An 18770-nucleotide genomic window follows, 5' to 3' on the forward strand; every position below is an offset into this window, starting at 1 on the left:
CCTAGACGTCGAAGTCCAATACCACGCCGTCGCCTTTCGGCCACGACTGGCAGCTCAATACGTAGCCTGCCGCCAGCTGATCCGGCTCCAGGCTGTAGTTGACGCCCATCTCCACCTGGCCGGCCTTCAGACGGCATTTGCAGGTGGCGCATACGCCGCCTTTGCAGGCGTAGGGCAGGTCGGCGCCCTGGCGCAGCGCGGCGTCGAGAATGCTGTCGTCCTGTTCGCCGATCTCGATATCCAACCGGCGGCCGTCGAGCAGGATCGCCACCCGGGTGGCGTTGCGATCGCCGCTGCTTCGCGGGCGGGAGACCAGGCCGCTGGTGTTGAAGCGTTCGCTGTGGATGTGGTTGGCCGGGACGCCGGCCTGTTCCAGCACGGTTTGCGCGTCGTCCATCATCGATTCCGGCCCGCAGATGAAGGCGTGGTCATAGTCGCGGAAATCCAACAGCGCGCCGCCGATCGCCGTCAGGCGTTCGCGGTCGATGCGGCCGCTGAGCAGCGGGCTGTCCAGGTTCTCCTGGCTGAACAGGTACAGTTGCTGAAAACGCTGCGGGTAGCGGTTTTTCAGATCCGACAGCGCCTCTTTGAACATCATCGAACGGCTGTTGCGGTTGCCGTAGATCAGGGTGAAGCTGCTGCCCGGTTCGAGCTGCAGCGTCGCCTTGATGATCGACAGCATCGGCGTGATGCCGGAGCCGGCGGCGATCGCCAGGTAGTTGCCGTGGCGCCCTGCCTGCGGCTGATAGCCGAAACGCCCCTGCGGCACCATCACCTCCAGCGCGTCGCCGACCTTCAGCATGCGGTTGACGAAGCCGGAGAAGCGCCCCTGGTCAATCGCCTTCACGCCGATCTGCAGCAGGCCTTCCTGCGGCGAACTGCAGATGGAGTAGCAACGCCGCAGTTCTTCGCCGTTGACCAACGCCTTGAGCGTCAGGTGCTGGCCAGGGGTATAGCGGTATTGGTTTTGCAGCTCTTCGGGCACCCGCAGGGTGATGGCTACGGCGTCCGGCGTTTCGCGCTCGATGGCGGCAACGTTCAGGCGATGAAAGACCGTCATGGTGTCAGCGCTCCTATATGCATTTGAAATAATCGAACGGTTCCCGGCAGTCGCAGCAGCGGTACAGCGCTTTACAGGCGGTGGAGCCGAACTCGCTGATCTTCTCGCTGTGGGTGCTGCCGCAGCGCGGGCAGGCAACCGGGCCGTGGGCGTGCGGCCGATCGCAGGTGTGGCCCTGCGGGGGCGCTACGCCGTATTGCCGCAGCCGCTCGCGGGCGTCGGCGTTCATCCAGTCGGTGGTCCAGGCCGGGCTGAGGCGAATGTCCACCTGCACCGGGCTGAAGCCGGCGGCCGCCAGCCGCTGTTCGATGGCGTTGAGCAGAAATTCGGTGGCCGGGCAGCCGGAATAGGTCGGGGTGAAGGTCACGCGCCAGCCCGCGCCGTCGCGCGCCACGTCGCGCACCATGCCCAAATCGGTGATCGACAGCACCGGCAGTTCGGGATCGCTGATCTGCTGCAGGCAGTGCCAAATCTGCGGGATTTCGGCGGGTTGCAAACGGGTGACGTTCATCGCGGCCTCCTACCATTGACCGTTTGGATAGGCGCGCTGCAGGAACTGCATTTCCGCCAGCAGCGGGCCGAGGTGTTCGCTGTGCCGGCCTTGCTTGCCGCCGTGCCGGAACGCCTGCTCGGCAGGCAGCGCCAGCGTCGCCTGACGCAGCGTCTCTTCCACCTGCGCTTGCCAGGGGGCCTGCAGTTCGCGTGGATCGACGGCGATGCCTTGTTCCGCCAGTTCCCGCTCCAGCGCGTCGGCGTGGAACAGCTCGGCGGTGAAGCGCCACAGGTTATCCAGCGATTGCTGGATCTTGCGGTGGCTGACGTCGTTGCCGTCGCCCAGGCGGATCATCCAGCCGTGGCTGAAGCGCAGGTGATAATCGGCCTCCTTCAAAGACTTGGCGGCGATGGCGGCGATCTGCGCATCGCGGCTGCGGCTCAGCGCCTGGTGCAGCTGTACGTGGTAGGCATCGAGCAGGAATTGGCGCACCAGCGTGTCGTTGAAACCGCCGTTCGGCTGCTCTGCCAACAGCAGGTTATGAAACTGGCGCTCGTCGCGGCCGAAGGCCAGGCTGTCTTCGCTGCAGGGCGGGCCGGCCAGTTCGGCGGCGTAGCCCAGAAAGTTGCGCGCCTGGCCGAGCAGATCGAGCCCGATGTTGGCCAACGCCAGGTCGATTTCCAGCTCGGGCGCGTGGCCGCACCAGGCGCACAGGCGCTGGGCTAGGATCAGAGGCGTGTCGCCCTGGCGGAGTAAATAGCTGATGCGCGGATCGTTAACCGTCATGGTCGCCTCTACATGTTCTTGATGCCGTCGGGAATGGTGTAAAACGTCGGATGACGGTAGATCTTGTCTTCGGACGGATCGAAGAACGCGCCGCGATCTTCCGGCTGCGAGGCGATCAGATGGCGCGACTGCACCACCCAGATCGAGCAGCCTTCGTTGCGGCGCGTATAGGCGTCGCGGGCGTTTTCCAGCGCCATTTGGTCGTCGGCGGCGTGCAGGCTGCCGACGTGGCGATGCGCCAGCCCTTGTTTGCTGCGGATAAACACTTCATACAGCGGCCATTCAACGTGGCTCATGATCTCGGTTCCTTATGTTGGCTATGCGGCGGAGGCGGCGTTTTTCGCGGCGTGCGCCATGGCGCCGTCGCGCACCCAGGCGCCGTCTTCCCAGGCGCGGCGTTTGGCCTGCAGGCGTTCGTGGTTGCATTGGCCGCGCCCTTTGATCACCTCATGCAATTCGCTCCAGTCGATCTCGCCGAAGCGATAGTGGCCGGCGGCGGCGTCCCAGTGCAGACTCGGATCCGGCGCCGTCATGCCCAGCGCCTCAAGCTGTGGCACGGTGTTGTCGACGAACTTCTGCCGCAGTTCATCGTTGCTGTGGCGCTTGATTTTCCACGCCATGCTCTGGGCGCTGTGGGGGGAGTCGGCGTCGCTTGGGCCGAACATCATCAACACCGGCCACCAGAAGCGATCGATAGCGTCCTGCAACATGGCGCGCTGCGTGTCGCTGCCGTTGGCCATCGCCATCACCGCCTCGTAGCCCTGACGCTGGTGGAAGCTTTCCTCTTTGCAGATTTTCACCATCGCCCGCGCATAGGGGCCGTAGGACGCTCGGCACAGCGCCACCTGATTGACGATGGCGGCGCCGTCGACCAGCCAGCCGATCACGCCGATATCCGCCCAGTTGAGCGTGGGATAATTGAAGATGGAGGAGTACTTCATCTTGCCGTCGAGCATCTTTTGGTAGATGTCCTGGCGCGAACAGCCGAGGGTTTCGGCGGCGCTGTAGAGGTACAGACCGTGGCCGGCTTCGTCCTGCACTTTGGCCAGCAGCACCGCCTTGCGGCGCAGCGTGGGGGCGCGCGTCAGCCAGTTGGCTTCCGGCAGCATGCCGATGACTTCGGAGTGGGCGTGTTGGCCAATCTGCCGAATCAGGTTCTGACGATAGGCGTCCGGCATCCAGTCTTTGGCCTCAATGGCGATATCCGCCGCGATCTTGTCGTCGAAATGCTGCTGATACTGTGCGTCAGTTGTCATGCTTGCCTCTTGATGATTCGTGTTTTTCACATTAAACACAAAAATGTGAATCACTTTAACTAACCATAAGGCTACAAACTGATAACAAAAAGATCAAACGCAATTCATGTGGTTTTGCGAGGTGACTCACAAGGTGTTTTGTTATGGTCTTGATTTTGATTGATAAATAAAGCGATTAATTCCTTGTTTATGGCAGGTGAAACGGCCTGAAAGCGCCTTTTGTTCTATTTTTGTTAAAATTTGGTTTGGCATGGGCTGGCGTTTATGTGATACGTAATTAAGCTATAAGGTGAAAATTTATGAATTCCGGAGGGCACATGCAGCAGTTACACAGTTATCTTTCTGGCGCCTGGGTGTACGGGCAGGGAGAGGGGCGCGAGATCCGCCACGCCGTGACCGGCGAGGGGCTGTACCAGGTCTGCTCCGACGGCCTGCCGTTGGCGGCGAGCCTGAGCTATGCGCGCAGCCGCGGCGGTCCGGCGCTGGCGCACATGACGTTCCAGCAGCGCGCCCAGATGCTGAAAGCGGTGGCCAAACACCTGCTGGCGCATAAAGAGGCGCTGTATCAGATTTCCTACCAAACCGGGGCGACGCGCAGCGACGGCTGGGTCGATATCGAGGGCGGCATCGCCACGCTGTTCGCCTATGCCGGCATGGCCGGCCGCGATCTGCCGGACGATACGCTGTGGCCGGAAGACGAACTGATCCCATTGTCGAAACAGGCGCAGTTCGCCGCCCGCCACGTGCTGACCTCGCGCCCCGGCGTGGCGCTGCACATCAACGCCTTCAACTTCCCGTGCTGGGGCATGCTGGAAAAACTGGCGCCGACCTGGCTGGCGGGCATGCCGGCCATCATCAAGCCGGCCACTGCCACCGCGCAGCTGACGCAGGCGATGGTCAGGCTGATCGTCGACAGCGGGCTGGTGCCGGAAGGGGCGCTGCAGCTGGTGTGCGGCGGCGTCGGCGACATGTTCTCGCACCTGGATTACCAGGATGCGGTGACCTTTACCGGCTCGGCGCAGACCGGGCAGCGGCTGCGCGCGCACCCGCGCCTGCTGGAAAAATCGATCGCGTTCACCATGGAGGCGGATTCGCTCAACTGCTGCGTGCTGGCGGAGGACGTGACGCCGGAGATGCCGGAGTTTGCGCTGTTCATCAAAGAGGTGTGCCGTGAAATGACCGCCAAGGCGGGGCAGAAATGCACCGCGATCCGCCGCATCATCGTGCCGGCGGCGCAGGTGGCGGCGGTGCGTCAGGCCTTGTTGCAGCACCTGGCGGGGGTAAAAGTGGGCGACCCGCAGCTCGAGCAGGTGCGCATGGGGGCGCTGGTCAGCCACGAGCAGCGCGATGATGTGCAAAGCAAGGTGGATTTCCTGCTGCGCAACGGCTGCGAGCCGCTCTGCGGCGCGGCGCCGGATAAGTTGGACGTCCTGGGCGACGGTGCGCGCGGCGGGGCGTTTTATCCACCGACCCTGTTGTATTGCGCCGATCCGTTCACCCATCAGGCGGTGCACGGCACCGAGGCCTTCGGCCCGGTGGCAACGCTGATGCCGTATGCGGATACCGAGCAGGCGATCGCGTTGGCGTTGCTGGGGCAGGGCAGCCTGGCGGGATCGCTGGTGACCGCCGACCCGGCCTTGGCCAAGCGCTTCATACGCGCGGCGGCCTGCGCCCACGGGCGCATGTTGATTTTGGATGAGCAGGCAGCGGCGGAGTCCACCGGCCACGGTTCGCCGTTGCCGATGCTGGTGCACGGCGGCCCGGGGCGCGCCGGCGGCGGTGAAGAGCTGGGCGGGCTGCGTGCGGTGAAGCACTATATGCAGCGCACGGCGATCCAAGGCAGCCCGGCGATGCTGGCGGCCATCGGTGGCGAATGGGTGCGCGGCGCGCCGGTCGCCGAGCATCCGGTACATCCGTTCCGTAAATACTTCGAGCAGCTGCAGCTGGGCGACAGCCTGTTGACCGCGCGTCGCACCGTGACCGAAGCGGACATCGTCAACTTCGCCTGCCTGAGCGGCGACCATTTTTACGCGCACATGGACAAGATCGGCGCCGCCGAATCGCTGTTCGGCGAGCGGGTGGCGCACGGTTACTTTGTGGTATCCGCTGCGGCCGGGCTGTTTGTCGACGCCGCCGTCGGGCCGGTGATCGCCAACTACGGCATGGAGAATCTGCGCTTTATCGAACCGGTGAAGATCGGCGACACCATTCAGGTGCGGTTGACCTGCAAAAAGAAAATTCGCAAGCCGCAGAAAACCGCCGAAGATCGCCCGCACGGCGTGGTGGTGTGGGATGTGCAGGTGTTGAATCAGGAGCAGCAGCCGGTGGCGCTGTACAGCATTCTGACGCTGGTGGCGCGTCAACAGGGGGATTTCGAGGCGTGATGCCCGTTTGCCGCCGCCGGTAGCCCCGGCGGCGGCAAATCATTCAGATCAGCGTTTGGCCGCGCAGCTGTTCCAGCACTTTCAGCGGTGAACGCTGCGGATCCTGCATCTTGTTCACCGGCAACAGGAAGGTTTGTTCCAACATAAATTGGCCCCCCATCGCGGCGTGCGGCGTTTGATCCGAAAAGCAAATCCAGCTACTGCCCGGCGGGAACGCCAGCGCCAACTGCGGCCCCTGCTGTTGATAATCCCCATCGGCCTTCATGGCGTCATGCAATTGCAGCATCAGGTGGTCATAATGGCTGCGGCGGGTTTTGGTAATGCGCACCTGGTGCTGCAGCCAGCTGCTTAACGCCGAATAGCGGGCCAGACGCGGCATAAAGCGTTCTGCCAGCTCCGGGAAAGGCTCGCCGACCCGCCATTGGCGGTTTTCGCCGTGCGGATTGATGTTGGTGAAAATGCGCAGAATGCGTTCGCCGTAGTTCGGGCGCGACGGGAAAGCGTCAACGTGCAACCGGCTGTCGTCTTTGCGCCAGGAGCTATTGGCGCGCCAGGCGGAGACCGGATGCAAACGCAGGCTGCCGGTTGGGTGGTGCAGCGCCTCCTGATACTCGGGCAACAGCCCGGCGATTAATTGACGGCAGGATTGATAATAGCGCTCCAGCAGTTGCTGAACCTGTTGCCGGCGTTCCGCGACGGCGACGCCGGTCAGCTTGCCGGACAGCGGCTGGTAGCTGATGTTCTTGCGCTTCGGATCGACCAGCGTCGGATCCAGCAGCGGCTTTTCCTGCTCAGACAGGGTGAAGGCCAGTTCGGGCAGAAACAGCACTTTGCCCTGTTCCAGTTCGCTAACCGCGCTGGACGTTTCCGCCGCCGCCCATTGCCGCAACGGCAGCGTCAGTACGGCCTGTTCACGCATAATTTCGCCAGTAGGCATGAGATCTCCTCGCAAATCTATATCGCTTTATTCCCGCCTTTCAGGTTGCCGCGTGGTTGGCTGCACTGGCTTGCGCAGTGGCTGGCTGGAGCGGCACCAAAAGTTTTTGCGCCGGTCGCCCAATTGCAACGTGAAATTTGCGGGTTCTATTATGGATGTATCAGCAGGGCGCAGTGCGCCGAAGCGTGCGATGGCTTCCTGATATATAGAATAGTCCCGATAAGGGTATCACCGGCAACGCCAATAAAAAGTAAACAGGAGTTAAACGAGGCCCGGCGTGGGCACGAATAATCAAAAATGGCACGAATGGGTTGTTGAATGGCGTATTTTTTATCTTATTGAATTGTAATGAAAATAGGTATTTTGATTATTTTTTGTCGCTATTGCATTAAAAGCGAGGAAATACCGGCGAGAAAATGTTTTCGAGGGAAATTATTTCATTTTTTCCGTATGAATAACGCGGGCCGCCCGAATGCGACGGCCCGATTAACGATTAAGCGACGTAAATGCAGTTTTTGCCTTTTTTCTTGGCCTCATACAGTGCGCTGTCCGCCTCATTGATAAAGCTGATCGGCGTATCATTGTACATATGCGGCACTTTGGCGCAGATACCGATGCTGATGGTGACGATGCCGTGCGGATTGCCCTGATGCGGGATCTTCAGACAGCGCACTGCATCGATGACGCGCTCGGCGAAAATCAGCGCGCCCTGCACGTCGGTATCCGGCAGGATAATGCCCATCTCTTCGCCGCCGTAGCGCGCCAGAATGTCGTTGCTGCGGCAGGCCAACCCTTTCAGCGTTTGGCCGATCTGCTGCAGGCACTGATCGCCCGCGACGTGGCCATAGCTGTCGTTGTACTGTTTGAAGTAGTCGATATCCAGCATCAGCAGCGCCACGCTGCGGTAGTTGCGCGAGGCGCGCGCCAGCTCGTTCTTCAGCGCGATGTCAAACTGGCGGCGATTGGCCAGACCGGTCAGGCCGTCCAGCAGCGCCAGCTCTTCGAGCATCTGATTGATGCTGGTCAACTGATCGCGGGTGCGCACCAGCTCGGCTTCGGTTTGCATGCTGTGCTTGATTTGCCGCAGCAGCACCATGCCCATCGCCAGCAGGATCACCAACAGGGAGAGGCCGCCCGCGGCGAACAGACTGGCGTCGCTGCGCCAGTCCGCCAGCGCGTCGCGTTTCGACAGCCCGGCGGCGATCACCAGCGGATAGCGGTTGACCCGTGAGTAACCGTAGATGCGTTCCACTTTGTCGAACAGCGACGTGATGGTGGCGTTGCCGAACTCAGAATGCGGCAAGATCTCGCTGAACAGCACGCCTTTGGCGATGTTTTTACCGATAGAGGCCGCCGAATAGGGGCGGCGATAAAGGATGGTGCCGTCGGCCAGCAGCAGGTTCAACGAGGCGTCGGTGTTGAGGGCGAAGCTGTCGTAAAACTGGCGGAAATAATCGACGTACAGCGTTGCCAGCACCACGCCGCCAAAGCTGCCGTCCGGGTTGTTGAAACGCCGCGACACGGGAATGATCAGATCGCCGGTGGTGCGGCTGCGGATCACCTTGCCGATGTATAAGCCGGCGCCGTCCCGGTTTTGATGATATTTGAAGTAATCGCGATCGGCGTTGTTGGCGTTTTTGATGAATTTGCCCGAGGAGGTTGCCAGCCAGCGGCCGTGCGCATCGTAGATAAACATCCCGTGCAACTGCGGCAGATTGCCGACCTGGGTCTGCATCACTCGCTGCAGCCGCGCCAGCTGCGACGGGCCCAGCCCGTCAGTCTGGATCCGTTCGGTCAGATCGAACAAGTTGCCGTCCACCTGCATGAAGGTATCGTCGGCGTGCTGCGCCAGCGAACGGGCGAGGTTGGCGGATTCATGTTCGGCGCTGCGCAGGTCGCGCTGGTGCGCGTTCCAGATTTGCCAGCTGTTAAAAAGAATCAGCGTGGCGGCAACGATGATGACAAACACGCCGGCCTGAAATAATAATGGGGAGTTGGTAGCGCTGCGCGGCGGCACGGCATCCTGTTTGGCTTGCTGCTGAGTCATGTCACCCTTGCTATTCGATTTTTATTCAATTTGAGTTAAGAGCAATCTTATATTTTATGCATAAATGCGCCAGACCTCTAGCCCTTAACGCGGCGATACCGGGAAAGTCTGGCCGCAACCTGCGGCCACAGCGGTGCGGCCAGCAAACGGAGTGGGGAAGCCAATGTCGGATTACATCATTATCGCTTTACTGACGCTGGTGGTGTATTACCCCCTCACCCTGGGAGCGCTGGCAGCGACGATGTTCTTCGCCTGGCGACGGCACCGCTCGCCGTATTGGCGCCTGGGCCTGGCGCTGCTGGCGCTGCTGTTCGTGCTGTTCGCCAAGGCGGCGTATGACTGGCACCGCTACAGTTAGCGGCGCCATAGCGAAATTATTCGACGTTGATCATCCAGTTGACGCCGAATTTGTCGGTCAGCATGCCGAAGCCTTTGGCCCAGAAGGTGGCCTGGTAAGGTATCGTCACCTGGCCGTCCTGCGCCAGATTATCGAACAGTTTGCGTCCTTGCTCCGTATCGCTGGGGTTCAGCGACAGCGAGAAGCCTTTATGGGAAGCGCCGCCGCTGTCGTCCTGCGGACAGCCGTCGGAGGCCATCAGCACGCCGTCGCCGATCAGCAGGCGCGCATGCATGATCGCCTCCGGATTGACGTCCTGCGGCCCGCCTTGCCGGGCCTCTTCGGGCATGTCCTTGTAGCGCATGACCATCTCAATTTTGGCATTCAACTGCTGCACGTAGAAGTTAATCGCTTGCTCACAGTTACCGCTGAAAAACAGATAAGGCTGTACCAGCATGGCAGTGACCTCGGTTGTGGCCCGACAGGCAACGACCGGCCCTCGGGCGGGAATGAAGGGGGGGAGCTGGCGGCAACGATTGCCGTCGGTGATTTATTAGTGTAGTTCCCTGGGCGCGGAATGCTTGTGCGAGGCGAGCGCGTCCGCCAAATTGTTATAAGCCGAATGAGAGAATATGAGACTTTTACTGAGGGCGGGGGTATTCATCGCTATTTCAATCGGCTGCTGCCGCTGAAAAATAAAGACACAATTGCGCGCAGCGCAATTGTGACAACGCCTATGTAACCTTAGAAAAACAGTAACGCAGCGGAACCGTCCCAAACGGCGGCCAGCGCGTAGAGCAGCGCGAGAATCAGGACAAACGGTGCATTGAACATCGGCCTCTCCTCCTGGCAGATTTGATTGAAGTGTAGCCTGTCGAGATGACAGTTGGATGAAATGAGATCGTTTTTTGCGCGGTGAAATTCAGACTGACGGAAATGGGTAAACCGCTGATTTTTTACTATAGTCATAGTGTGAAGTTGTGCGTTTGTCGTCGTACTCCCTGCATTGAGCGGCAGCGGGCAGATTGCCCGGAGCAAGATTGCGGAGCGGGCGGCGCCTGACGTGGAACATGTGACGAAATTCTCAGAGGGTTGGTCTGTAAGGATTTGACATGTCATATGAAAATGACGAGATAAACGGTGTTGAGCAACCGAGCGATTACGTTAAAACCACCGCCTGCGAAGTGCACAGCGGCGTAAAAGCAGTGCTCGAGCAATCATGTGCCTGCATCAAGGATAATCCTTGGGCGGGGATAGGCGCCGGCGCCGTCGTGGGCCTGGTAATAGGATTTCTGTTAGGCAAAAGGTAATAGGGAGAGTAAAGATGGGCATCATTTCCTGGATCATTTTTGGTTTAATCGCCGGTATCCTGGCCAAATGGATTATGCCGGGTAAAGACGGCGGCGGCTTTATTATGACCGTGGTACTGGGTGTCGTGGGTGCCGTGGTCGGCGGCTATATCAGTACCTTCTTCGGTATGGGTCGCGTTGACGGTTTTAACCTGGGCAGCTTTGTGGTGGCGGTAATCGGTGCCCTGGTGGTGCTTTTTGTCTACAGGAAGATCAAAGGCTAAGCAGCCGTTGCTCAACAGGGTCGCTGCGGCGACCCTTTTTCGTGAAATCAATCCGGCGGTGCGGCACGGGCCGTACCGGCTGAAAGGGGAAAATCATGGGTCTGTTCGATAGCGTAGTGGGTAACATTCTGGGCGGCGGCGCCAACGGCAAAGGTATCGATTACATCGCCGTCATGCAGTGGGTCGAGCAACAAGGCGGCCTGCAGGCCATTTTGGACAAATTCCGTCAGGGGCAGTTCGGTGATATCGTCGGTTCCTGGCTCGGTAACGGCGAAAACCAGCCAATTACCGGCGATCATGTGCAGCAGGCGTTGGGGAGCGACGCGATCAATCAACTGGCTGAAAAGTTGGGTATCGATCCGGCCCAGGCCTCCAACACGATTGCACAGTTCTTGCCAACGGTAGCGGATGCCGCCTCGCCAAATGGCGAGGTGCAGCAAGACAGCAATGAACTGGGCGACATGGTTGGCAAACTGTTCAAATAATGCTTATGCTCCCGGCGCCCGGTCGGGAGCCTTCCCCCCGCGAATCCCCTCGATCGCCGTCAAGGCCTGTTGCAGATGCGCCACCCAGGCGCGCACTTTCTCCGGAATAAATCGTAATGCGGGATAGATCGCGTGCAGCGCCATGGGGGGATAGCGATATTCCGGCAGTACGGGCACCAGCGCCCCCGTCGCCAGTTGCTCGCCGATCAAGGGGCGCTGGGCGCCGCCGATACCGAGCCCGGCTTCGATAGCCGTCAGCAGCGATAGCGTATTGTTGGCACGGAACGTGGGCCGCAGCGCAACTATCTCGGGGCCGTGCGGGCCGATCAGGGTGAGCGTATCGCCGTCGTTCAAACCGCTGTAGCGAATGTGCGCATGTTTTGCCAGCTCCGCCGGCGAGCGTGGTGCGCCATGCTTTGCCAGATAGGCCGGTGACGCCACCAGCAGGCGTTGCAGTTCGCCCAAACGTTTCGCCACCATGCCGGGCGCGTGCAGTTCGCCGAAGCGCAGCGCCACGTCGATACCTTCGCCGATCACGTCGGCGCGGCGATCGTCCAGCAGCAGCTCGATGACGAGATCCGGATGGCGCTGCTGGAAAGCGATGGCCAGCGGCGTGACGTGCCGTTGTCCGAACCCGGTCGGCGCGTGAATGCGCAGGTTGCCCTGCAGCCGGTGGCGCTGGCCGTGCAGCGCTTCTTCCGCTTCGCCGACCGCCGCCAGAATCGGTTTTAGACGCTGATAATAACCGCTGCCGGCATCGGTCAGGGTGACCGCCCGGGTGCTGCGAAACAGCAGCTGTGCCCCCAGTTGCTGCTCCAGGCCGGCGATTTGCTGACTGACCGCCGGCTGCGTCAAGCGCAGATCGCGAGCGGCGGCCGACAGGCTGCCCAGCTCCGCCACCCGCATAAAGGTTTTCATTGCGTTCAGCTTATCCATGTCGATTTTACCTATAGGTTTTTCTTATTAGTGTTAGTGACAATTCGCTTCTACCGCAAGTATCACTAATCAATAACACTCAGGGCATCGACAACCCGAGGAGTGGCAAGATGAAAACAAAGCGACAGGCATTAGTGATCGGCGCCAATGGCGTGATTGGGCGCAGACTGATTGAGGAACTGACCGCCCAGGGCTGGCCCGTGGTGGGCGTTTCGCGCCGGGGTGGACAACCGGCGCCGGGTGTCCGCCACCTTCAGGTGGATCTGCTGGATGCGGCGGCAACGCGCGGCGCGCTGCGGCCGCTGAGCGCAATTAGCCACGTTTTCTATGCCGCTTATCAGGATGGGCCGGATTGGGCGGGCCTGGTAGCGCCTAATCTGCAGATGTTACAACACGTCGTCGAGGGGCTGGAGCCGATCGCGCCGGCGCTGGAACACATCAGCCTGATGCAGGGTTACAAGGTTTATGGTGCCCATTTGGGGCCGTTTAAAACGCCGGCGCGTGAAAGCGACGCCGGGCATATGCCGCCGGAGTTTAACGTGGCGCAGCAGCAGTATCTGGCGCAGCGTCAGGCGGGCAAGCGTTGGCACTGGAGCGCCATTCGTCCGAGCGTGGTGGGGGGCTTCTCTCTCGGCAACCCGATGAACCTGGCGTTAAGCATTGCGGTTTACGCGTCGATCGGTAAAGCGCTCGGGCTGCCGTTGCGTTTCCCGGGCAAAACGGGTGCTTATCACAGCCTGCTGGAAATGACCGATGCCGGGCTGTTGGCGCGTGCCACGCTCTGGGCGGCGACCGAACCGGCGGCGGCCAATCAGGCGTTTAATATCAACAATGGCGATCTGTTTCGCTGGAGCGAGATGTGGCCGAAAATCGCCGCTTACTTCGAACTGGAATGCGCGCCGCCGTTGCCGATGCCGTTGGAGAGCATGATGGCGGACAAGGCGATGCTGTGGCGAGAGCTGGTGCAACGACACCAATTGACCGAACCGGACTATCGCGCGGTGGCCGGCTGGCGTTTCGCCGATTTCGTCTTTTCCTGGGACTATGACATGTTCGCAGACGGCAGCAAGGCGCGCCGCTTCGGTTTCCACCAGTTTGTCGAAACCGAAGCCATGTTTTTCTCGCTGTTTGATGAGTTCCGCCGCCGCGGCATCATTCCCTGAGTGCAGCATCGGTTTCCCCGCAGCACAGCCCGCGGGGAATGGCCTTAGAACGTCAGCATGATCTTGCCGATGTGCTCGCTGGACTCCATCAGCGCATGCGCGGCGGCGGCCTGCTCGAGCGGGAAGGTTTTAAAAATTTGCGGTTTCAACACGCCGCGCTCCAGCAGCGGCCAAACCTTCTCGTGCAGATCGGCGGCAATCTGCGCTTTGTCCGCGACGCTGCGCGAGCGTAGCGTCGATCCGGTATGGGTCAGGCGTTTCAACAGCAGCGGCATCAGGTTGAGCTCTTTCACCACGCCATTTTGCGTGCCGATTTGCACGATACGGCCTTCCATCGCCGCCGCCTGATAGTTCTTGGCCACATAGTCGCCGGCGATAAGATCGACGATCACGTCGGCGCCTTTGCCGTCGGTGACGTCTTTGGTGCGTGCGACAAAATCTTCGCTGCGGTAGTTAATCGCCACGTCGGCGCCCAGCGCCAGGCTGGCCTGGCGCTTCTCTTCGGAGCCGACGGTGGTGATCACCTGCGCGCAGAAGGCCTTCGCCAGCATGGTGGCGACCGTGCCGATGCCGGAGGTGCCGCCGTGGATCAACACGGTTTCGCCGGCTTTGAGGTGGCCACGCTGGAACACGTTGACCCAGACGGTAAAGAAGGTTTCCGGCAGTGCGGCGGCCTCGGTCAGGTTCAGGCCCGCCGGCACCGGCAACGCATTGCTTTCATGCACGGTGCAGTATTCGGCATAGCCGCCGCCGGCGATGAGGGCGCAAACCCGATCGCCGAGCGCGAAGCGGGTCACGCCTTCACCGATGGCCACCACTTCGCCGGCGATTTCCAGGCCGGGGATATCCGAAGCGCCGGGCGGTGGCGCATAGTTCCCCTGGCGCTGCAACACATCGGGGCGGTTAACGCCGGCGGCGGCGATTTTCACCAGGAGCTCGCCCGCTTGCGGAACGGGCACCGGGCGTTCGGTAACGACCAGAACCTCGGGGGCGCCCGGTTGGCTGATCTCAATCGCTTTCATCGTGCCGGGCTGCGCTGCATTTGTTGACATGGTCACTCTCCTCATCGTGGCGGACGTGGTTATCAGGCGGAAAGCCCGCAATAAAGTCTGCTGTCAGCTTAGCGAAATCGAATGAGGTGCGCGTGGTCGAATAGAGCGGTTTTGTGAGGAAGGGAGGACGCCGCCGCGAGGGGCGGCATGGCATCAATCGTTGGGTGGGATGCGGAACCCTTTCAACGAGACGATAAAGTGTTCTTTCCCTTTGGAGATCTTGGCGCCTTTATCGCACCACAGGCTGGCAAGCTGGAAGAAGTCATCACTGCCGATGTCGTATGCCAGTTCGATTTTCTTGGCTGTGCCGGCGCGGATCAATCTCTCTGCTTCCTGGTGGTTTGCAGCTTTAATTATGGTCATGGGCGAAATCCTTGGTGTTAAGCCAGAGCGGATAATCGCGAATCATCATATGGCCATATTGTGACAATTTTGTGATGAAAAGATGACGAGGGACGAAAGCGCGGCGTGTGGCGAGCCGCACCTTCACGATGAATATGCGTTGTCGGTTACCGATCGCGTGGGCGAACGAATGCGCCTTTTTGCTTAGATTTAAAGTGCTTATAGAACGCGAAACCCGCAATGCCGGCCAAAATGGCCAGGAGGGTAAGGGATCCTGTGGCCATGAACATCACCTCCGAATCAGAATGGTTAGGAAGGCGTATTTGTGACACTCATCACGTTGAGGAGCAATGAGACCAATCTGTAATCGAAACGGCGGGCAAAAAAAAAGCGCCTATAGGGAGGCGCATAAAGATTTGCAACACAGCTTGTGATGTTCAACACCAGGAGGCGTGGTGAACTGACGCCATTCTAGGCAGCGGCGGCGGCGGCTGATATAGGTATTACTCCGAAAGCGCCATTACCCTTTATCGCGCCTGATGATGGCGTCAGAGGCGAATTTCTTCATCGGGCCTGGGCGCGCGCGCCTTGCCGCACCGGGGCAACCGCTGCTGACTCCGCGGCCAGACAGGGTACAAATCCTGTACGTTCAGCCAAGGTAAACGGCGCTGCGAGGCGAAAAGAGTTGCTATTGCCGCCCGCTCGTGAGTTAATGTTTCCGGCCTGTGGTACAGACCTATTTATGCACGACATTTTGAGTAAAGTAGTTCAAATTTAAAGCGTTATCCCGGATAGCCCTTCTCTGACGAATTTCCTTTCCAGTGCCTCCATAAGTAACTGATGACCGGCTATATCGCCCATGGCGGCTTACATTTATTATTGAAGGAAAATAGACATGTCTAACCTGATCAAAGGTCAAGTGAAGTGGTTCAACGAAGCTAAAGGTTTTGGTTTCATCACCCCAGCAGACGGCAGCAAAGACGTATTCGTACACTTCTCTGCTATCCAGGATCAAGGCTTCAAGACCCTGGCTGAAGGCCAGAACGTACAGTTCTCTATCGAGAACGGTGCGAAAGGTCCATCTGCGGCTAACGTTACCGCTATCTAATCGGCGCTTCTCATTGCCGAGTAAAAAACCCGCTGCGGCGGGTTTTTTTATGCCTGCAATTTGGCCGTGCGCAAAAAAAAGCCCGCAAGTCTGCGGGCAAAAGTTCCTTGTTACTTCTTCATTTGCGAGCGTTTCTCTGGGGGGGAAACGCCTGAAGACAGGCTACGTGAGGGCGGCTTAAGATTCTGCGGACAAAATGTTAAGAAAGTGAAAATCTTGACGTCAGCTACGCTGATAGCAAAGGCGCGCTTGCGCAGAGCGGTGTCTTTGTTTCTGTGTTTTGTAATACACTGAGGCCAATCGCAAATTAATGGGGAAGGGTATGCAGGTTAACGATCGAGTGACGGTAAAAACAGACGGTGGTCCACGGCGCGAAGGCGTGATACTGGCCGTAGAGGTGTTCAACGAAGGCACCATGTATCTGGTTTCTCTTGAGGACTACCCGGCGGGCGTATGGTTTTTTAATGAAATCGACAGCCGTGACGGCACCTTTGTGGAGCCCTGCCGCAAACATGGGCAGTAAGGTCAGTTAATCTCATTAATTTGCTGATGAAATTGTCCATTTTGATATTATTTCATTACGACGGCATTTCTTTTGTCGCAGATAAAAATACCCTTTGCACTAGCAGGGGATAACGCAGCAGGTATTCTTTGAGGGGCCAGCGCCCGATATCGGGATGACATTATCACCGGCTATTTTTATGGCCGGTAACACAGAGCGAGGGCGTTCTCTGTTGTTCAACGGCTATTGACAAATATTCCACTGGTCAGCGTATCGGTCAAACGAACAACGTGATAAATGATTTGTTTGTTGTGCGTTTTTATTTTCCGTTTGATGTTTCCCTTGTGGGAAGAGACCGTTTTGGCCTTTATTTGCATCTGGTCTGATATCTGGATGGTGCCTTGACCGGACATCCACATGCGCAACATGTTTGATTCGGTCTGGCTCAGCGTTACCGGCGTTTGATCCAGAGAGGATTTTTCCGCCCGAGGGGAGTTTCTCTCGAGGTAGTGGCTAAGTAGCTGATTCATAGTCTCTGGCTTGATGGATTTAGACGATATGATGACGTTTTTGCGAACATATAAATAATCGTCGAAATGTACATTGGTAATCGCCATAAAGATAAAGAATAACGTATCCGGGTGCAGTGAAATCACCCGTTTTATTCGCTCGGTGGCATTTGCTTCGTGGATGAAGCAATCCTCGTTAATAAACACCAGACTAGGATTCAACTTACTGCACTTTTCATGCAGGCTGTCAATATCATCGATGGCATTAATATAGCGTTTCTTCACGCCGTGCGAAGTCAGATAGTCGGTTAAACCCAATCTGGTATAGCTGCATGAATCCATGATAATCGTTGGCATATCGCACCCCCACTTAAATCCGTTTTACTGCGGTAATATGAGAAAAAGCCTAAAAAGCCGAAAGGCAAAATGGAGCAATAATTCAGTGTAGCGATTGTTCTATCAATAAACACGATGGCACTCAATGATATTTTCATACTAAACTTATTAATCACATGAATCTATAAGTTTAGCTTAAGTCAGAGTGTTCTGCTGGTCGTTCAGTATCAACATGATAGGCCTGATTCGCGCTTGGCGCCCGCGCCTGTCAGCATCTCTTGCCGAAATTCCGTTCATCATGTCACGAAAAAAAATTTTAGTTTGCTAGGAAAAATCTTAAAAAAAATTCATGTGTTATTTTTCTTAAGTCTTTCTGCGCGATCTTTAATCGTGCAAAAATTGCGCATCCCGCCGGATTTTTATTTTTTTTAATAAAAATCATGTAATTGCATTTTCATGCCCTTCCGATGACAATGATAAGCATTACTGTTTTTATCATAATAACAAACAGAAGTTAACATTATAGCTGAAATATGTAGCTTAATTGTTGCATAAATTCACCATTTTACAATAAGTTATAGCGAGATTTATTTCACCACAAATCATTTTTGTGAATGTTTAACGGGAATTGAGTGATTTCTCTAAACTATTGCCCGGTAAGCAGCCAACCCGGTGGCGGTAGCAGGTCGGAGTTGTCTCTGGTTCGGGTTGGTTTTAATTTGCATCTCTACCTTTCAAAAACAGGACGTCGCGGTGAGACGGAATCCTTACGGGCAGCCGATAGGCGAGGCCCTTTCTCATTGGCAGCCGGCAGGCATGCCAGGACACCAGCTATTGCCGGGGCGGTTTTGCCGCCTGGAGCCGCTAAACATCGAGCGCTGGGGCGATGAACTTTATCAGGCTTATCAAACCGCCGAGGACGACCGCGACTGGACCTATCTGTTTTGGGAACGGCCCCAGACGCGTGAGGATTTCCAGCGTTATCTCCAGGCGCAGGCCTCCAGTCCCGACAGGAACACGATGGGGGTGATCGATCAGGCGAGCGGTCGTGCGGTGGGAACCTGCGCTTTTTTGCGCCTCGATCCCGCCAACGGCGTCGCCGAGCTGGGCACCATCAACTGGTCGCCGTTGATGAAGCGTACTGCGCTCGGCAGCGAGGCTATTTTCCTGATGCTGCGGCATCTGTTCGACGATCTTGGCTACCGGCGCTGTGAATGGAAATGCGATAGCCTCAATCTGCCTTCGCGTCAGGCCGCCGAGCGCTTGGGTTTCCGCTACGAAGGCACTTTCCGCCAGGCGGTCGTCGTCAAAGGACGCACGCGCGACACCGATTGGCTGTCGATCATCGACGGCGAGTGGCCGGCGCTGCGCGCGGCGTTTTCCGCCTGGCTGTCGCCGGACAACATCGGCGACGACGGGCGGCAAGGGCGGCGTTTGCAGGCTTTCTTGATCGCGTGATGTGCC

General features: G+C 58.3%; 21 protein-coding genes. 9 read left to right on the forward strand and 12 right to left on the reverse strand.

Features of this window, described 5'->3' with window-relative positions:
* Position 1 precedes the first annotated feature (1 nt).
* The 5 genes from paaE to paaA are packed head-to-tail and all read right to left on the reverse strand — an operon-like array spanning position 2 to position 3595.
* Positions 2 to 1060 (reverse strand): 1,2-phenylacetyl-CoA epoxidase subunit PaaE, encoded by a 1059-nt coding sequence (gene paaE / locus M6G53_RS02805; RefSeq protein ID WP_253328739.1) that lies wholly within the window; start codon positions 1058 to 1060, stop codon positions 2 to 4.
* A 13-nt stretch (positions 1061 to 1073) separates the two neighbouring features.
* Positions 1074 to 1571 (reverse strand): 1,2-phenylacetyl-CoA epoxidase subunit PaaD, encoded by a 498-nt coding sequence (gene paaD, locus M6G53_RS02810; RefSeq protein WP_033653577.1) that lies wholly within the window; start codon positions 1569 to 1571, stop codon positions 1074 to 1076.
* Positions 1572 to 1580: 9 nt separating this feature from the next.
* The gene (gene paaC / locus M6G53_RS02815) at positions 1581 to 2339 is read right to left on the reverse strand and encodes a 1,2-phenylacetyl-CoA epoxidase subunit PaaC (RefSeq protein WP_253328740.1); all 759 of its coding nucleotides are present in this window, start codon (positions 2337 to 2339) and stop codon (positions 1581 to 1583) included.
* Between the two features lie 8 nt (positions 2340 to 2347).
* Positions 2348 to 2635, reverse strand: coding sequence for a 1,2-phenylacetyl-CoA epoxidase subunit PaaB (gene paaB / locus M6G53_RS02820; RefSeq protein WP_004935173.1), 288 nt, complete (start codon positions 2633 to 2635; stop codon positions 2348 to 2350).
* Positions 2636 to 2656: 21 nt separating this feature from the next.
* Positions 2657 to 3595, reverse strand: coding sequence for a 1,2-phenylacetyl-CoA epoxidase subunit PaaA (gene paaA / locus M6G53_RS02825; protein ID WP_253328742.1), 939 nt, complete (start codon positions 3593 to 3595; stop codon positions 2657 to 2659).
* A gap of 317 nt (positions 3596 to 3912) precedes the next feature.
* Here paaA and paaZ point away from each other — a divergent pair, with 317 nt between their 5' ends.
* A complete protein-coding gene (gene paaZ, locus M6G53_RS02830) occupies positions 3913 to 5979 on the forward strand; it encodes a phenylacetic acid degradation bifunctional protein PaaZ (RefSeq protein ID WP_253328744.1) in 2067 nt (688 codons plus the stop codon).
* Positions 5980 to 6022: 43 nt separating this feature from the next.
* On the opposite strand, the gene kdoO is transcribed toward paaZ, so the two are convergent.
* Positions 6023 to 6916 (reverse strand): Kdo hydroxylase KdoO, encoded by an 894-nt coding sequence (gene kdoO / locus M6G53_RS02835; protein WP_253328746.1) that lies wholly within the window; start codon positions 6914 to 6916, stop codon positions 6023 to 6025.
* Between the two features lie 493 nt (positions 6917 to 7409).
* Complete coding sequence (locus M6G53_RS02840; protein ID WP_253328748.1) at positions 7410 to 8963, reverse strand: sensor domain-containing diguanylate cyclase; 1554 nt, start codon at positions 8961 to 8963, stop codon at positions 7410 to 7412.
* 163 nt (positions 8964 to 9126) lie between these two features.
* Between M6G53_RS02840 and M6G53_RS02845 the strand changes: the two genes are divergently transcribed.
* Complete coding sequence (locus M6G53_RS02845; protein ID WP_253328750.1) at positions 9127 to 9321, forward strand: hypothetical protein; 195 nt, start codon at positions 9127 to 9129, stop codon at positions 9319 to 9321.
* Positions 9322 to 9337: 16 nt separating this feature from the next.
* On the opposite strand, the gene M6G53_RS02850 is transcribed toward M6G53_RS02845, so the two are convergent.
* Complete coding sequence (locus tag M6G53_RS02850; protein WP_253328752.1) at positions 9338 to 9757, reverse strand: VOC family protein; 420 nt, start codon at positions 9755 to 9757, stop codon at positions 9338 to 9340.
* A gap of 655 nt (positions 9758 to 10412) precedes the next feature.
* On the opposite strand from M6G53_RS02850, the gene M6G53_RS02855 reads away from it, so the two are divergent.
* The 3 genes from M6G53_RS02855 (at position 10413) to M6G53_RS02865 (ending at position 11358) form a co-directional block, all read left to right on the forward strand.
* The gene (locus M6G53_RS02855; RefSeq protein WP_253328753.1) at positions 10413 to 10610 is read left to right on the forward strand and encodes a glycine zipper domain-containing protein; all 198 of its coding nucleotides are present in this window, start codon (positions 10413 to 10415) and stop codon (positions 10608 to 10610) included.
* A gap of 14 nt (positions 10611 to 10624) precedes the next feature.
* Positions 10625 to 10873 (forward strand): GlsB/YeaQ/YmgE family stress response membrane protein, encoded by a 249-nt coding sequence (locus M6G53_RS02860; protein ID WP_019453501.1) that lies wholly within the window; start codon positions 10625 to 10627, stop codon positions 10871 to 10873.
* Between the two features lie 95 nt (positions 10874 to 10968).
* The gene (locus tag M6G53_RS02865; RefSeq protein ID WP_253328756.1) at positions 10969 to 11358 is read left to right on the forward strand and encodes a YidB family protein; all 390 of its coding nucleotides are present in this window, start codon (positions 10969 to 10971) and stop codon (positions 11356 to 11358) included.
* Between the two features lie 3 nt (positions 11359 to 11361).
* Here the strand turns inward: M6G53_RS02865 and M6G53_RS02870 are convergent, their stop codons facing one another.
* Positions 11362 to 12294, reverse strand: a complete 933-nt coding sequence (locus M6G53_RS02870; protein WP_253328758.1) for a LysR family transcriptional regulator — start codon at positions 12292 to 12294, stop codon at positions 11362 to 11364.
* A 110-nt stretch (positions 12295 to 12404) separates the two neighbouring features.
* Between M6G53_RS02870 and M6G53_RS02875 the strand changes: the two genes are divergently transcribed.
* The gene (locus M6G53_RS02875) at positions 12405 to 13457 is read left to right on the forward strand and encodes an SDR family oxidoreductase (RefSeq protein ID WP_253328760.1); all 1053 of its coding nucleotides are present in this window, start codon (positions 12405 to 12407) and stop codon (positions 13455 to 13457) included.
* Positions 13458 to 13501: 44 nt separating this feature from the next.
* Here the strand turns inward: M6G53_RS02875 and M6G53_RS02880 are convergent, their stop codons facing one another.
* Both M6G53_RS02880 and M6G53_RS02885 read right to left on the reverse strand, forming a co-directional pair.
* Positions 13502 to 14509, reverse strand: coding sequence for an NAD(P)H-quinone oxidoreductase (locus M6G53_RS02880; RefSeq protein ID WP_253328762.1), 1008 nt, complete (start codon positions 14507 to 14509; stop codon positions 13502 to 13504).
* 153 nt (positions 14510 to 14662) lie between these two features.
* On the reverse strand, positions 14663 to 14872 hold the full coding sequence (locus tag M6G53_RS02885; RefSeq protein WP_253328764.1) for a hypothetical protein: 210 nt from the start codon (positions 14870 to 14872) through the stop codon (positions 14663 to 14665).
* 874 nt (positions 14873 to 15746) lie between these two features.
* Here M6G53_RS02885 and cspE point away from each other — a divergent pair.
* On the forward strand, positions 15747 to 15959 hold the full coding sequence (gene cspE / locus M6G53_RS02890; RefSeq protein ID WP_049201327.1) for a transcription antiterminator/RNA stability regulator CspE: 213 nt from the start codon (positions 15747 to 15749) through the stop codon (positions 15957 to 15959).
* A gap of 322 nt (positions 15960 to 16281) precedes the next feature.
* Positions 16282 to 16482, forward strand: a complete 201-nt coding sequence (gene dsrB / locus M6G53_RS02895) for a protein DsrB (protein ID WP_253328766.1) — start codon at positions 16282 to 16284, stop codon at positions 16480 to 16482.
* Positions 16483 to 16697: 215 nt separating this feature from the next.
* Here the strand turns inward: dsrB and rcsA are convergent, their stop codons facing one another.
* On the reverse strand, positions 16698 to 17327 hold the full coding sequence (rcsA, locus tag M6G53_RS02900; RefSeq protein WP_253328768.1) for a transcriptional regulator RcsA: 630 nt from the start codon (positions 17325 to 17327) through the stop codon (positions 16698 to 16700).
* Positions 17328 to 18122: 795 nt separating this feature from the next.
* Here rcsA and M6G53_RS02905 point away from each other — a divergent pair.
* Positions 18123 to 18764 (forward strand): GNAT family N-acetyltransferase, encoded by a 642-nt coding sequence (locus M6G53_RS02905; RefSeq protein WP_253328770.1) that lies wholly within the window; start codon positions 18123 to 18125, stop codon positions 18762 to 18764.
* The last annotated feature ends 6 nt before the right edge of the window (positions 18765 to 18770 follow it).

The sequence above is a fragment of the Serratia nevei genome, from assembly GCF_024160145.1.
GTDB lineage: Bacteria > Pseudomonadota > Gammaproteobacteria > Enterobacterales > Enterobacteriaceae > Serratia > Serratia nevei_A.